Origin of the sequence: Mycobacterium neumannii (genome assembly GCF_002245615.1) — a bacterium.
Classification (GTDB): Bacteria; Actinomycetota; Actinomycetes; order Mycobacteriales; family Mycobacteriaceae; genus Mycobacterium; species Mycobacterium neumannii_A.
In genome coordinates, this window is sequence record NZ_NKCO01000003.1 from 310,644 (window position 1) to 324,642 (window position 13,999).

Here is a 13,999-nt window from a genome sequence, read left to right on the forward strand (position 1 = left end):
TCAGTTTCGGCGGGAAGAATCCGAGCGCACGCCGCGGTAGAGGCCGCGCCAGACGATCCACGGCATCAGCACGCGGTCGATCGACCAGCCGGGGAATCGGAACGCCTGCCCCTTCGGGGTGAACACCTCGAGCCCGTCGGCCTGCGGTCCGAGCACCGAACCCCACCGCCGGCTCGCGGGGCGATACGCGCGTAGCGGTTTGCCGCCGAAGTGGGCGCGGATGTTGTGGGCGAGCAGCCCGTCGGCGCGGTTGCGGGCCGAGCTTCGCAGCGGGTCGGTCGCGGCGACGTCGCCGACCGCGAATACACCGGGGGCGCCGGGCACGCGGAGTTCGGGGGTGACGCGCACGAAGCCGTGCTCGTCGAGCAACTCGGGCGGCAGCCACTGCGTGTTGGGTGAGACCCGGCCGATGGCCCACAGCACCGCGTCGGCCGACGCCGCCGGCTGCCCGGTGCTCCACTGCACCGGTGCGTCGGTGATCTCGTCGCACGTGAAGCCATTCGGGAGCACCGCGCGATGGCCCGCGTGCAGGCCGACGCCGAGGCCGGTCAGCTGACGGCTGATCTGCTGCCACACCCGCGGGTGATGGTGCACAAGGGCACGCTCTGAAGGGAAATAGAGGTCGACGCGTTTGTCGGGCCACGCCTTCGCCAGGTTGGCGGCGCTGCTGACCGCGGCGGCACCTCCGCCGATGACGATCACCGACCGCGCCGATCCCAGTCGCCGGTGTGCCGCACCGAGTTCGGTGGTGATCTCGTCGGCCGACTGCAGATGCGGTCGCCGCCAGAAGCCGTTGCTGACCCCGGTCGAGATCACCAGCGCGTCATAGGGTTCGGCGACAGTGCCGCCGTCGGCGGTCTCGACGAACACTTTCCGGGCCGCCCGGTCGAGCCCGGTCAGCCTGCCGTGCACGGTGCGAACGTGGTCGAGTCCGCGGAATCGGTGGAACGGAATCCAGTTGTAGCGGGCCCAGTCCTGCGGCCTGCTGATGCGCATGCCGAGTTCCTGGCCGCTGAGCAGCCCCGGTTTGGCGGAGACACCGACGACGTCGGCGTGCCGGGCGAGTTTGATCGCGGTCAGCACACCGCTGTCGCCGAGGCCCGCGACGACCACCCGAGGGCGGGTCACCGCCCGCCGATCCTGCCCAGTCGCATTCGGTCACCCTAGTCACCGGGCAGGCTGCCGACTTCCAGACCCGCGATCTCGGACTGCCCGTCGAAGATCACCCGGCCGAAATCCTTGACGACGCAGTGCAACCTGCCTGCGAGGTGTTCGAAGTCGGTGTCGACGTTGCGCCGCTCGGCGGGCAGGGGCACCGGAAGTACATGCGGGTCGAGATGCGTGCCGTCGCCGTGCAATTCGACCTGATACCGAAGCGACGTCGCGCGCAGCCGCCAGGTGCCGTCGCCGATGTCCGAGCGCACCCAGGCTGTCGGCGGGGTCAAGCGCAGCACCTTGTTTCCGAGGCGGACCACGACACCTGCGACGTCCTGTTTGAGCGGTCCGAGCGCGAGCAGTCCACCGGAGAACGCCACCGAGACGTCGGCGTCGCCGAAGTCGTGTGCCTGGCCCCACCACCATCGCTGCGGGAAGCCTGCGCCCCAGTTGCGTTCGGTGTAGAGCTTGGCGCGGTCGAACTCCCAGCGCTCACCGTCGAATTCGACGGTTCCGGTGGCGGATCCGCCGAGCCGGTACGGATGCCAGTACTGGTTGAGGAACGGTACGACCGAGGCGAGCCCGCCGCCGGCCAGCGCTTTGGGCCAGCGGACCGGGTCGTCGAAGCGCATGTCGACGCGCACACCGGGAAGGTCGGCGTGCAGCCGGTCGTATGTCGCGTGGAACCGTCCGTCGTCCGCGTCGAGCCGAAACGGGTCCGCGCTGGCGCAGGCGCCGTCCAACGCCGCGCTGTACACCCGCCCGCCAGGATGCAACGCCACCGCGGTGGTCGCCCAGTCGCCGTCGGGATGCTGGTTGACGCTGAACAATGCCACCACGGCGCGTCCCGACGCGGCATCGGTCAGGCGCCAGAACCAGCCCTCCATCTCCGTGCCGTGCGAGGTCAGCGGATCGCCGAAGGGCAGATCGGCGCCGGTGCGCCGGTAGACGCCTGCGATGGGCCCCGCGACGAGCCGCGTCGCGTCCCTGGTGGTGTCGAGAGCGGTCATGACCGCTACGTTGACGGTTCGACCGCGGCGCAAACCCTCAGCTCGGCGGGTCGAGCCGGACCCGGTACATGGTCGGCCAGAACTTGCCGGTCAGCAGGTATTCGTCGCCGCCGACGTGCGCGATGCCGTTGAGCACCTTCTCCCGGTCGTCGCCCTGACCGGGCCACAGCCCGGCGGCGTCGACGACGGTGTTGACCCTGCCCGTCGCCGGATCGATGCGCACGATCTCCTCGGAGTGCCAGACGTTGGCCCAGATCTGGCCGTCGACGCACTCGAGCTCGTTGAGATTGCGCAGCGGCTGGTCGTCGCGGGTGACGGCCACCGAGCCGGTCTCGGCGAAGGTCGCCGGGTCGTGGAATCGCAGCCGGTCGGTGCCGTCGCTGCGGACCAGCCGGTCACCGTCGTGGCACAGACCCCAGCCCTCCCCGTCGACCGCGGCCTCTCGCACCGGGGTCAGGGTGGCCCTGTCCCATTCCACCGCCACCCCGTTGCGCCACGTCAGCTCCCAGATGCGGTCGCCGACGACGGTGATGCCTTCGCCGTAGTAGTTGTTCGGGGCCGGTGCCGCGCGCCGCACCGCACCGGTGGCCGGGTCGAGTTCGCGTATCTGCGATTGGCCCACGATGCCCGTGCCTTCGTACAGGATGTCCCCGTCGAGCTCGAGGCCCTGCGTCCAGGCGGTGACGTCGTGCGGAATCTCCTCGAGGACAACGGGTTTGATGACCGGCGCAGATCCCGACGGGGTGGGTGTGTCGCTCTGGGCGGGCGGCGACGAGCCGCCGCACGACACCGTCGCGACCGCGAGCAGGAAGGCGGCCGCGCGCCGGACCAGCGAGGCATACATAGGTCACATGCCTACCGGATGCGCGGGCGTCGTGCCGCTATATGGCTCTCAGCGGGCCAGCGCCGCGTCGATTGCGCGGTAGATCCGCTGCTCGCTGACCGGGCGGGGCGTGCCCAGCTGTTGCGCCCACAGGCTGACGCGGAGTTCCTCGATCTGCCTGCCGATGTCGCGGATGTCGGCGCCGGCGGTGCGCGCGCGTGACAATGCGCGCACCAGCTCGTCGTACGCGTCTTCGACCGCATGTACGCGGTCCATCCGCTCGCGGTCGGCGGCGGGCGCGTGCGGCAGTCGCTCCAGCCGCCTGCCGATGGCAAGCAGATAGCGGGTCAGGTCGGCCAGGTGTGCGGCGCCGGTGGCCGCGACGAAGCCGCGCGGCAACAACCGGTCCAGCTGTGCGCGGATGTCGGCGATCGCGTCGGCCTGCGTGGCCGACAGCGCCGGCGGCAACGCCACCTCGACGTCGTGCGCTGCCGCGAGCACCTTCTCGACGCGGGTGACGATTCCGGCCGTCGTGGCCACCAGGTCGGCGGCGACGCGGTCGCGCAGCGCGGTGAACTCCTCGCGGGTCCACGCCGGCGCGGGTGTGAGCATGTCGGTTGCGGCGTCGGCGCAGTCCTCGATCAGCGCCTGCAGAGACCCGTCGGGATTGGCGCCGAGGACGAGCTTGGTGCGCGGCTGCAGTCCTCGTTCAACGGCTTTGACGGGTGACGGCACCGCGAGGCGCAACAACCTGCGGGTGCCGGGCCCCATCGACGCCTGTTGTTCGGCCGCGGTCGGGAACACATGGAGGTCTACGGCGTCTCCCTTGTCGGCCAGTGCTGGATATCCGCGCACGGTGTGGCCGCCGGCGGTCCGATCGACAGTGCGCGGCACCTCGTCGAGATCGTCTGGCCACGTGCGCAATCCGGTGCGCTCAAGGCCGCCTGCCACCGCGTCGGCGACCGCGCGCCGGACCGGCGCGGCGAGTTCATGCTGCAGCGCATCAAGGTCTTTACCCCGGGCCAATTCGGCGCCGTCGACGCCTTCGACGGCGAAGGTGACGCGCAGGTGCGACGGCAGCTTGTCGAGGTCGAACGCGTCGATCGGCACCAGCACGCCGGTGCGGCGGTGCAGTTCGCGCTGCACGGCCTCGAGCAGCGGCTCGGCTCCCGGAGTGATCGCGCCGAGCACCGCGCGCGCTGTGTCAGGTGCGGGAACGAAGTTGCGCCGCAGGTCTTTCGGCAGAGAGCGAATCAAGGCGGCGACCAGCTCCTCACGCAATGCCGGTACCTGCCAGGCGAACTCGTCGCCGCCGAGCCGGGCCAGCACCCCCACGGGCACGTGTACGGTCACACCGTCGTCCTCGGCTCCCGGCTCGAAGCGGTAGCTCAGCGGCAGCGCCAAGTCGCCCGCTCGCCACGCGTCGGGCTGGCCATCGACCGCGTCCTCGGTACGCAGCAGATCGTCGCGGGTGAACGTGAGCAGCTCCGGGGTGACGTGGCGCTGCTTTTTCCACCATGCGTCGAAGTGCCGCGCGGACACCACATCCGCCGGGATGCGGGCGTCGTAGAACGCGAAGATCTCCTCGTCGCCGACCAGCAGGTCGCGTCGGCGGGCCTTCTCCTCCAGTTCCTCGAGTTCCTCGCGCAGGCGGGCGTTGTCGCGGAAGAAGTGGTGCCGCGTCTGCCAGTCGCCCTCGACCAACGCGTGCCGGATGAACAAGTCGCGCGCCAGGTCCGGTTCGATCTGCGAGTAGCCGACCCGGCGACGGGCAACCAGCGGCAGCCCGTAGAGCGTCACCCGCTCGTAGGCCATCACCGCTCCGCGCTGGGCGTCCCAGTGCGGTTCGCTGTAGGTGCGCTGCACCAGATCACCCGCGATGCGCTCAACGACTTCGGGTTGGATACGGGCCCCGATGCGGCCGAACAGCCGGCTGGTTTCGACGAGGTCGGCGACGACGATCCAGCGCGGTGGGCGCTTCGTGAGCACCGACCCGGGCGCCAGGACGAACTTGGAGTTGCGGGCGCCCTGGTATTCGCGGCCGTCGCCGTCGCGCAGCCCGATATGCGACAGCAGGCCGGCCAGAAGTGCCGCGTGCACGCTTGCCGGGTCGGCGGGCTCGTCGGACTCCCTGATCCCGAGGTCTCGCGCGATGCTGCGCAGCTGGCCGGTGAGGTCCTGCCACTCCCGGATCCGCAGATAGTGCAGGAACTCGTCACGGCACATCCGACGAAACGCATTGCCGGACAGTTCTTTGCGCTGTTCGCCGAGGTACCGCCACAGGTTGAGGTACGACACGAAATCGGAATGCTCGTCGGCGAATCTGGCGTGTTTCTGCCGCGCGGCGTCCTCGCGGTCGGCGGGCCGCTCCCGAGGGTCGGGGATCGACAGCGCCGCGGCCAGCACGAGGATCTCGCGCACGCAGCCCTCGGTGTCGGCCTGCAGGATCATGCGGCCCAGACGGGGGTCGACGGGAAGCTGCGCGAGCCTGCGGCCGACATCGGTGATCGTGCCGTCGCCGTCGAACGCGCCGAGTTCCTGCAACAGCTGCACACCGTCGCGGATGCTGCGCCGGTCCGGCGGGTCCAGGAACGGAAAGGTCTCGATCTCGCCCAGCCCGAGGGCCGCCATCTGCAGGATCACCGCGGCCAGGTTGGTCCGCAGGATCTCCGGCTCGGTGTAGCGCGGCCGCGCCGCGAAGTCCTCCTCGGAGTACAGGCGGATACAGACCCCAGGCGCCGTGCGTCCGGACCGCCCGGCCCGCTGCGCGGCCGAGGCCTGGGAGATCGGCTCGATCGGCAGCCGCTGCACCTTGGTCCTGCGGCTGTAGCGGGAGATGCGGGCGGTGCCCGGGTCGACGACGTAGCGGATGCCGGGCACCGTGAGCGACGTCTCGGCGACGTTGGTCGCGAGCACGATGCGGCGGCCGGTGTGGCGGGGCGCGAACACCCGCTGCTGGTCGGCCGTCGGCAACCGCGCGTACAGCGGTAGCACTTCGGTGGTGGCACCGACCAATCCGCGCAGCACCTCACTGGTGTCACGGATCTCCCGCTCACCCGACAGGAACAGCAACACGTCGCCGGGCGGTTCGTTCTCCAACTCGGCGATGGCGTCGACGATCGCCTCGGTCTGGTCGCGCGTCTGCGTGCGCACCACCTCGTGGTCGGGATCGTCGGGATCATCGCTCTCGTCGACGGGGACGGCGACTTCCAAAGGGCGGTACCGTATTTCGACCGGATAGGTGCGCCCGGACACCTCGACGATCGGTGCACCGGTGAAGTGGGCCGCGAAGCGCTCCGGTTCGATCGTCGCGGAGGTGACGATCAGCTTGAGGTCGGGCCGCTGAGGCAGAAGCCCCCGAAGGTATCCGAGCAGGAAGTCGATGTTGAGGCTGCGCTCATGGGCCTCGTCGAGGATCAGGGTGTCGTAGCGCAGCAGTCGGCGGTCACGCTGGATCTCGGCGAGCAGGATGCCGTCGGTCATCAGCTTGACCAGGGTGCGGTCACTGGCTTGGTCGGTGAAGCGCACCGTGTAGCCGATCGTGTCGCCGAGCGGGCTGCCCACCTCGTCGGCGATGCGCTGGGCGACGGTGCGGGCGGCAAGGCGTCGCGGTTGGGTGTGCCCGATCGTGCCGCGCACACCGCGGCCGATGCCGAGGCAGATCTTGGGCAGCTGCGTCGTCTTCCCCGAACCGGTTTCGCCGGCGACGATCACCACCTGGTGTTCGGTGATTGCCTTGGCGATCTCGTCGCGGCGTTCGCTGACCGGAAGCTCGGGATAGGAGATCGTCGGGACCGCGGCGGCGCGGGTCGCGACGACCGCTTCCGCGGCGGCGATCTGCTCGGCGATTTTGGCGAGCTTCTCCGGAGGCGCGCCGCGCAGTTGACGCAGGCGCCTGCCGAAGCGGGCCGCGTCGCGGATGGTCAGCCCGTCGAGGCGCTTGCGAAGCTCAGCGACAGATGGGCCGGACACTCCGGCCAGGATAGGCGGCCGGTCAGGGCGTCGGCAGGTCGGCGTCGCTGTCGGCGCTCGACGGGGTGCCCGTCCAGTTGGCCAACAGGCGAAGGGCGGTCTCCGATGGCGAGCCGGGATCGGCGGTGTAGATGCACAACGTCTGGTCCGGGTCGCCGAGCACGGCGACGCTCTCGTAGTTGAGCGTCAGGTCACCCACCAACGGGTGGTGGTAGCGCTTGACCCCGTGCGTGCGTTCGCGGACGTTGTGGTCGGCCCACCACCGGCGGAACTCGTCGCTCTTGACCGCGAGTTCGCCGACCAGTTCGGTCAGCAGCGGGTCGTCGGGATGCCTGCCTGCGTCCAGGCGCAGTATCGCGACGTTGTCGCGGGCCACCTCTTCCCAGTCGGTGTAGAGCTCGCGGGCGGATTCGTCGAGGAAGGTGAACCGCAACAAGTTTCGCTCGCGCGGGGGCAGGGCCTCGAAGTCACCGATCAACGCCCGCGCCAGCCGGTTGGCCGCCAGCATGTCCATCCGACGGCCGAATACGAAGGCCGGTGTCACGTCGTCGAGCGTCTCGAGCACCCGGCGGATGCCCGGCCGAACCCGCTGCACGGGCGCGGGGCGCCGGCGGGTGCGGCGGGTGTTCACCCGCGCGATCTGGAACAGGTAGGCCCGCTCGACGTCGTCGAGCCGCAACGCGCGTGCCACGGCGTCGAGTACCTCGTCGGACACGTTGAGGTGGCGACCCTGTTCGAGGCGGCTGTAGTAGTCCACGCTCACACCGGCCAACTGTGCGACCTCCTCGCGGCGCAGGCCCGGTACCCGTCGCACCCTGCTGGTCCCGCCGATCTCCACGTCCTCGACGCGCAGGCGTGCGCGGCGCGTCCGCAGGAACTCCTTGAGCTCGGCGTTGTGGTCCATGCACCCAGTGTGGCCGCAGCGGCGGCGTCGGGCCGCGCCAAACGTGGGTCTGCCAGACCTAGGTACGCCGAACCGGGGTATAGCGGGGCTCGTTTTGGCCGCTCAGAGGGCCCCCAGGGGTTGTTGTCTCGAGTGTGCGGCACTACCGCCGCCACCGACAGGAGGAAAGGTCCACAGATGACAACCGCAATCCAGAACCCAACCGAGACCACCGCCCCGCTGTCCGGCCGCGTCGCCGTTGTCACCGGCGCATCGAGCGGCATTGGTGAGGCGACCGCCAAGCGCCTGGCCGCGTCCGGCGCGAAGGTCGCCCTTTTGGCCCGCCGGGCCGACCGGCTCGAGAAGCTGGCTGCCGAGATCGCCGAGGCGGGTGGCACCGCGCTGGCCCTCGCCGTCGACGTCACCGACGCCGCCGCGATACAGGCGGCCGCCCAGCGGGTGGTCGACGAACTCGGCACGGTCGATGTGCTGTTCAACAACGCCGGGGTCATGCTGCCCGCGCCGATCGACGAACAGCGCTTCGACCAGTGGCAGCAGCAGATCGACCTCAACGTCGCCGGGCTGATGAACGCGATCGGCGCGTTCGTTCCCCAGCTGGTGAAGTCGGCCGAAGACAAGGGCGTCGCTGACCTGATCAACACTTCGTCCATCGGCGCGCAGAACATCTTCCCGAACTTCGCGGTGTACTCGGGCACGAAAGCGTTCGTCACACACATGTCGCGCACGCTGCGCGCCGAACTCGGCGCCAAGAACGTGCGGGTCTCGGCCATCGAGCCCGGCATCGTCGAAACCGAGTTGCAGAATCACGTCACCGATACCGGTGCCACGGAATGGCTGGACGGCACCCGCGACCACATCGAGTGGCTGGACCCCGCCGACGTCGCGGCGGCGATCGACTTCCTGGTCGCCCAGCCGGCGCGGGTGAACGTGCAACAGCTGACGATAATGCCGACGCGTCAGGCGTCGTGACGCAACCGGCACGGTGCGGTCCCAGCCGGACCGTACCGTGCCGCTTGGTCTTTCCGCTGCCGGGGGCGTAGACCGTCAGGGCTTGTCGGGCGCCCAGTAGTCGAGCATCTCGGCGAACGTCTCGAAGGCCGGGGTGGACACGCCGAAGGTGGCCTCGAGGTGGATGCTCAGCGGGAATCCGAGGTCGCCGACACCGTCGATGACGCGTTTGTACAGGTCGAGCATCAGTTTGCGCTTCTCCGCCGGCTCCGTGGAGGCGAGCTTCTTGACGAACTCCTGCTCGGCGGCGACGGCGGCGTTACCCGGATCCTGGATCAGCCAGTTGATCAGGCCGACCTTGCTCTCCAGCTTGGGCACGAAACCGAACGACAGCAGGATCTCGGGCCGGTGATCGGTCTGCTCGGCGAAGTCGCGCAGGAACCCGACGATCGCGTCGGAGTACAGCAACTGGGTCATGCCGTAGGTGGCGCCCTGATCGCACTTGAACCGGAACCGGCCCTGCTCGCCGTCGCGGGTTGGGATGAGGATCGCTCCGCGGTTGGGCACCACGTCGGAGTAGATCGACAGCGCGTCGGTCGGGGCGACGCCGGTGCCCTCGCCGTCGCTCATCGTGCGCGGCACCCCGACGAACGCGATGCCGTCGAACCCGGCGCTGGACAGATCGGTCAGCCGCCGACGCAACGTCGGTTCGTCCATGAACGCGGTGACCTGGGTGCACAGCCCGTTCATCCCGGACAGCTCGGGGGTGATGATCGCCCAGAAGTCGAGCACATCCATCTTGGGTTTCATCTCGATCGGACGGTCGTCGTCCTCCTCGATCATGCCGGGGATCATCACGTGCTTGATGCGGCCGTCCAGCCCGGTTTCCGCGGAGCATCGCAGTACCTTCTGCGCATCCTCCAACGCCTGCTCGTGCCCACGATCGACGTTCGGCGGCACGAGTTCAAGCGCGATGGTGTTCAGCGTCACCGGGCTGCTCCTCATCCGACGGTTACTTCCCGCGCGCGGCAGGTCTTCTTTGACCACCATCCGCGCTCGCCAGGAAGCCTCACCATACAGACAGCACCGTTGGACCCGTTCCGGCTCCGCAGACCGAGGGCTCCCAGTCGATTCCCAGCGTCTGATCAACCGTGTGCCGACTGAGGTTGGTACCAACGGGGCCATGACTCCCGGACGACAATGCCTGGACACCGCGGAAGGTGTTCTCATCGCGCTTCGCCACTGCACGGTCGACGAGGCGTTCCGCGAGATTATCCGCGCTGCGCAACACCATCGGGTGCCGTTGTTCACGCTCGCCGACGCGCTGGTCACCGCCGCAAGCGGCACAGGGGAATGTGTGAACGCGGCGGCGCGGACAGCGGTGCTCACCGAGTGGGGTGCCCTGCTGGGAACTTCGACCTCGGCTCGTTTGTAATCTGACGACGCGACAGCGTCGCGAACCGTCGCCAGTTACACAAATGAGGACGCGCCGCGCCGCTCGTACTGTGGAAAGGGTGAGCATCGCACCCACCGCCGTCACCTTCGCCGACCGTTACGCCAGCGACCTACCCGAGCTGGCGGTCCGTTGGCAGGCTGAATCGGCTCCCGACCCGCGCCTGCTCGTCCTCAACGAACCGCTGGCCGTCGAACTCGGCATCGACGCCGACTGGCTGCGCAGCGCCGACGGCCTGCGGCTACTGGTCGGCACGCAGGTTCCCGACGGCGCGAACCCGGTCGCGCAGGCCTATGCCGGTCACCAGTTCGGTGGGTACGTCCCCCGGCTGGGCGACGGGCGCGCGCTGCTGCTCGGCGAACTCACGACGACCTCCGGAGAGCTTCGCGACCTGCATCTGAAGGGTTCGGGCGCGACGCCGTTCGCACGCGGCGGCGACGGGTTGGCCGCCGTCGGTCCGATGCTGCGCGAGTACATCGTCAGCGAGGCGATGCACGCGATGGGGATTCCGACCACCCGCTCGTTGGCCGTGGTCGCGACCGGACGCCAGGTGCAGCGCGAGACGCCGCTACCCGGTGCGGTGCTGTCGCGGGTGGCCCGCAGCCATCTGCGCGTCGGCACCTTCCAGTACGCCGCGAACACCGGCGACGTCGACCTCTTGCGGCGTCTGGCCGACCACGCGATCCAGCGGCACCATCCCGGGGCCGCCGACGCAGGCAACCCCTATGTCGCGTTGTTCGAGTCGGTGATCGCGGTGCAGGCGGCGCTGATCGCCAAGTGGATGCTGGTCGGCTTCGTGCACGGCGTGATGAACACCGACAACACGACGATCTCCGGGGAGACCATCGACTACGGGCCGTGCGCGTTCATGGAGGCCTACGACCCCGAGACGGTGTTCAGCTCGATCGACTCGTGGGGCCGCTACGCCTACGGCAACCAGCCGGCGATCGCGGTGTGGAACCTGGCCCGGCTGGCCGAGGCACTGCTGCCGTTGTTCGCCGACGACCAACAGCAGGCGATCGCGATCGCCGAGGGCAGCCTCGGTGGTTTTGCGCCCAAGTTCCAGGACGCGTTGTCGGTGGGCATGTGCGCCAAGCTCGGGTTGGCCGACACCACGCCCGACGAGATCGCGGTGCCGTTGATGAACGACCTGATCGCCCAGTTGCACCAGAGCCACGTCGACTTCACGTCGTTCTTCCGCCAGCTCGCGCATGCGGCCCGCGGTGACGACGACCCCGCACGCGGCCTGTTCCTCGACCTCGCCGCGTTCGACCAGTGGCTGTCGCGGTGGCATGCGTTGCGGCCCGACGCGACGGTGATGGACCGCGTCAACCCGGTCTACATCCCTCGCAACCATCTGGTCGAGGAGGCGTTGACCGCCGCGACCGAAGGCGACCTCGACCCGCTGTACCGGCTGCTGGATGCGGTGACCGCGCCGTATGACGAGCGCCCAGGTCTGCAGCGGTACGCCGAACCCGCACCCGAGGACTTCGGGAAGTACCGAACCTTCTGTGGGACCTGAGCCAGCCGACCTAGACTGCCCTCATGATGTTGCGACGGTCACTGATCGCGGGGCTCTTCGCGGCGGCACTGGCCGTGCCGGTCTCCCCCGTCATCGCTTCGGCCCAGCCGGGCAACTGTTGCTGTCCGCCGGGCCAGACGGGCGTCATCTACGGTTGCGCGTCGTTCTGCGTCGACGGTAAGGCCCTGGACACCAGCACCGGGTTGTGCGTGCCGGTTCCGCCGCCGTATCCGCATCCGCCGGTGGCCTGAGGCGCGTCAACCGGTCGCGGGGGTTAGGCCGACGCGGTCTCGGCAATTCAAGATCTATGCCCGACGAGACGCTGCGCCTTGACCTGTTGCAGGAACTGCTCCACGCGTACGGCCCCTGCGGTCAGGAAGACGCCGTGCGGGAGGTGTGCCGACGCGAGCTCGAGCCGCATGTCGACGAGATGTGGGTCGACGAAGCGGGCAACCTGATCGGCCTGCGCCACGGCAACGACCGCGAGGCGCAGCCGATCCGGGTGATGGCCCACATGGATGAGCTGTCCATGGTCGTCAAACGGATCGAGCCCGACGGCACACTGCACATGACGCCCCTGGGCACGATGTATCCGGGAAACTTCGGCCTCGGACCGGTCGCGCTGCTCGGCGACCAGCGCTCCGTGTGCGGCGTGCTGACCCTCGGCTCCGAGCACACCACCAAGGAGAGCCAGCGGATCTGGGAGACCAAACCGGACCAGGGGGATCAGGCGCTCGACTGGCTTCATGTCTATGTCTTCACCGGCCACACTCCCGAGGAACTGGCCGAGGCCGGTATCAGAGCGGGCACGCGGGCGTGTATCCACCAAAGCAAGCGCACGCTGACCGACGTCGGCCCGGACTATCTCGGGTGCTACTTCATGGACGACCGCGCGGCGGTCACCGCACTGCTCGACGTGGCGAGCCGGCTGGCTTCCGGGGACAGAGGCCCGGCACGCGACACCTATCTGGTCTTCACAACCGCCGAGGAAGTCGGCGGTGTCGGAGGCTCGTATGCAAGCCGCGCGCTGCCCGGTGACCTGACCATTGCGCTGGAGGTCGGTCCGGCCGAAGCGGAGTACGGGACCTCGTGCAGCGGCGGCCCGATCGTCGCCTACAGCGACGCCGAAACCATCTACGACAAAACTGTCGCCGATGCGCTCATCGACGCCGCCACCGAGCCCGGCCTGTCGCCTCAGCCCGCGGTCCTCGGTGCGTTCGAATCCGACGCTTCGCACGCCAAGGCCAGTGGGCTCACGGCGCGGGCCGGACTGCTGTGCCTCCCCACGCTCAGCACACACGGCTACGAAGTCATTGCGCGCCAAGCAATTCCGGACATGGCTGCGGTGCTCGTCGAACTCCTGCGCCGCGGGGTCTAAGCGCGGCGTCAGCGGTCGAGTTCGCCGGCGATACCGCGCTCGATGGCGACGCGCGCCCGCTCCGGCAGCACCACCAGGCCCTCGAGCTCGCGGCGGGCGAGTTCGTAGCCGCGTTCGCGTTCCTGCGGGGTGGCCGCGGCGTCGGTCGCGACGCGCAACATGCTCTGGGCCCGGGCGATGCGCTGCTGATCCTGTGCCGAGAAGTCGCTGCGCCGACGACGGACCGCCTCGGTCTCGGCGGCCTCGAACGCGGTGACGTAGTCGGTGACGGCGTCGACGTACTCGCGCGCCGCGTCGGTGTCGTCGACCAGATCCTCGGCCTTGCCCGGGCGCAACAGGTCCGCGCGCACCTTGGTCCGGTGGAAGCGCTCGGTCAGCGGGTCGCGCATGTCGGTCATCAACGGGTAGTCGAGCAGCTTCGCGACGTCCAGTTCGTACTCGAGCCATCGGGTGTCGGTGCGGTCGTGCGCCTTGACCGCCCGCGCGATCGCCTGCCACTGCATTGCCGTTCCGGTGGCGGGCTGCGGTGCGGTGTCGGCTGGTTGCTCGCGACCGGCGTCCTGGCGTGCGCGCGCCGCCGTCAGCGCTCGCCAACCGCCGTAGAGCACTCCCGCGAGCGGAACGAGCACGATCAGCAGCTCGAGCAGGCGGATGATCAGGCCCATACCAATCCCATGGAGCCAGGATGCCACCGATGCGTCAGCCCTGACGGCGGCAGCCGCGCGGGGTGCCGGGCTCTGCAGGGCTCGGGACCATTTGAGCTAGTGCCCGCCTAGTAGCGAAACATTCGTTGTCAGCGAATTTTTCGCTGATAGGTGGGCAATTGCGCATAAG

General features: G+C 69.2%; 12 protein-coding genes. 5 read left to right on the forward strand and 7 right to left on the reverse strand.

All coding sequences use genetic code 11. The features are described 5' to 3' along the window. The 5 genes from CEX88_RS06055 to CEX88_RS06075 are packed head-to-tail and all read right to left on the reverse strand — an operon-like array spanning position 1 to position 7,864. Positions 1–1,128: an FAD-dependent oxidoreductase gene (locus CEX88_RS06055; protein WP_094292759.1), complete on the reverse strand. Its 1,128-nt coding sequence runs from the start codon at positions 1,126–1,128 to the stop codon at positions 1–3. Between the two features lie 35 nt (positions 1,129–1,163). Further along, positions 1,164–2,165 (reverse strand): tocopherol cyclase family protein, encoded by a 1,002-nt coding sequence (locus CEX88_RS06060; RefSeq protein ID WP_094292760.1) that lies wholly within the window; start codon positions 2,163–2,165, stop codon positions 1,164–1,166. Positions 2,166–2,202: 37 nt separating this feature from the next. Beyond that, positions 2,203–3,009 carry a glutaminyl-peptide cyclotransferase gene (locus CEX88_RS06065; RefSeq protein ID WP_094292761.1) on the reverse strand — a complete coding sequence of 269 codons (807 nt, stop codon included), beginning with the start codon at positions 3,007–3,009 and terminating at the stop codon, positions 2,203–2,205. Positions 3,010–3,057: 48 nt separating this feature from the next. Continuing rightward, on the reverse strand, positions 3,058–6,960 hold the full coding sequence (gene hrpA, locus CEX88_RS06070) for an ATP-dependent RNA helicase HrpA (RefSeq protein ID WP_094292762.1): 3,903 nt from the start codon (positions 6,958–6,960) through the stop codon (positions 3,058–3,060). Positions 6,961–6,982: 22 nt separating this feature from the next. After that, the gene (locus CEX88_RS06075; RefSeq protein WP_094292763.1) at positions 6,983–7,864 is read right to left on the reverse strand and encodes a helix-turn-helix transcriptional regulator; all 882 of its coding nucleotides are present in this window, start codon (positions 7,862–7,864) and stop codon (positions 6,983–6,985) included. A 177-nt stretch (positions 7,865–8,041) separates the two neighbouring features. On the opposite strand from CEX88_RS06075, the gene CEX88_RS06080 reads away from it, so the two are divergent. After that, the gene (locus CEX88_RS06080; protein WP_094292764.1) at positions 8,042–8,833 is read left to right on the forward strand and encodes an SDR family oxidoreductase; all 792 of its coding nucleotides are present in this window, start codon (positions 8,042–8,044) and stop codon (positions 8,831–8,833) included. A 75-nt stretch (positions 8,834–8,908) separates the two neighbouring features. On the opposite strand, the gene CEX88_RS06085 is transcribed toward CEX88_RS06080, so the two are convergent. Next, the gene (locus CEX88_RS06085; protein ID WP_094292765.1) at positions 8,909–9,802 is read right to left on the reverse strand and encodes a mycobacterial-type methylenetetrahydrofolate reductase; all 894 of its coding nucleotides are present in this window, start codon (positions 9,800–9,802) and stop codon (positions 8,909–8,911) included. 193 nt (positions 9,803–9,995) lie between these two features. Between CEX88_RS06085 and CEX88_RS06090 the strand changes: the two genes are divergently transcribed. The 4 genes from CEX88_RS06090 to CEX88_RS06105 are packed head-to-tail and all read left to right on the forward strand — an operon-like array spanning position 9,996 to position 13,165. After that, complete coding sequence (locus CEX88_RS06090; RefSeq protein WP_066846434.1) at positions 9,996–10,247, forward strand: ANTAR domain-containing protein; 252 nt, start codon at positions 9,996–9,998, stop codon at positions 10,245–10,247. 43 nt (positions 10,248–10,290) lie between these two features. Then, positions 10,291–11,787 carry a protein adenylyltransferase SelO gene (locus tag CEX88_RS06095; protein ID WP_476638866.1) on the forward strand — a complete coding sequence of 499 codons (1,497 nt, stop codon included), beginning with the start codon at positions 10,291–10,293 and terminating at the stop codon, positions 11,785–11,787. Between the two features lie 23 nt (positions 11,788–11,810). Beyond that, positions 11,811–12,038 carry a hypothetical protein gene (locus CEX88_RS06100; RefSeq protein ID WP_066846428.1) on the forward strand — a complete coding sequence of 76 codons (228 nt, stop codon included), beginning with the start codon at positions 11,811–11,813 and terminating at the stop codon, positions 12,036–12,038. 56 nt (positions 12,039–12,094) lie between these two features. Next, positions 12,095–13,165, forward strand: coding sequence for a M42 family metallopeptidase (locus CEX88_RS06105; RefSeq protein WP_094292767.1), 1,071 nt, complete (start codon positions 12,095–12,097; stop codon positions 13,163–13,165). Positions 13,166–13,173: 8 nt separating this feature from the next. Here CEX88_RS06105 and CEX88_RS06110 read toward each other — a convergent pair whose 3' ends face one another. Next, the gene (locus tag CEX88_RS06110; RefSeq protein ID WP_066846421.1) at positions 13,174–13,830 is read right to left on the reverse strand and encodes a hypothetical protein; all 657 of its coding nucleotides are present in this window, start codon (positions 13,828–13,830) and stop codon (positions 13,174–13,176) included. Between the last annotated feature and the right edge of the window lie 169 nt (positions 13,831–13,999).

Excerpts from the sequence above, each read along its gene's own strand:
- CEX88_RS06060 (WP_094292760.1), bottom strand. The coding sequence starts at position 2,165 with ATGACCGCTCTCGACACCACCAGGGACGCGACGCGGCTCGTCGCGGGG.
- CEX88_RS06065 (WP_094292761.1), bottom strand. The coding sequence starts at position 3,009 with ATGTATGCCTCGCTGGTCCGGCGCGCGGCCGCCTTCCTGCTCGCGGTC.
- CEX88_RS06075 (WP_094292763.1), bottom strand. The coding sequence starts at position 7,864 with ATGGACCACAACGCCGAGCTCAAGGAGTTCCTGCGGACGCGCCGCGCA.
- CEX88_RS06080 (WP_094292764.1), top strand. The coding sequence starts at position 8,042 with ATGACAACCGCAATCCAGAACCCAACCGAGACCACCGCCCCGCTGTCC.
- CEX88_RS06090 (WP_066846434.1), top strand. The coding sequence starts at position 9,996 with ATGACTCCCGGACGACAATGCCTGGACACCGCGGAAGGTGTTCTCATC.
- CEX88_RS06095 (WP_476638866.1), top strand. The coding sequence starts at position 10,291 with ATGAGGACGCGCCGCGCCGCTCGTACTGTGGAAAGGGTGAGCATCGCA.
- CEX88_RS06100 (WP_066846428.1), top strand. The coding sequence starts at position 11,811 with ATGATGTTGCGACGGTCACTGATCGCGGGGCTCTTCGCGGCGGCACTG.
- CEX88_RS06105 (WP_094292767.1), top strand. The coding sequence starts at position 12,095 with ATGCCCGACGAGACGCTGCGCCTTGACCTGTTGCAGGAACTGCTCCAC.
- CEX88_RS06110 (WP_066846421.1), bottom strand. The coding sequence starts at position 13,830 with ATGGGCCTGATCATCCGCCTGCTCGAGCTGCTGATCGTGCTCGTTCCG.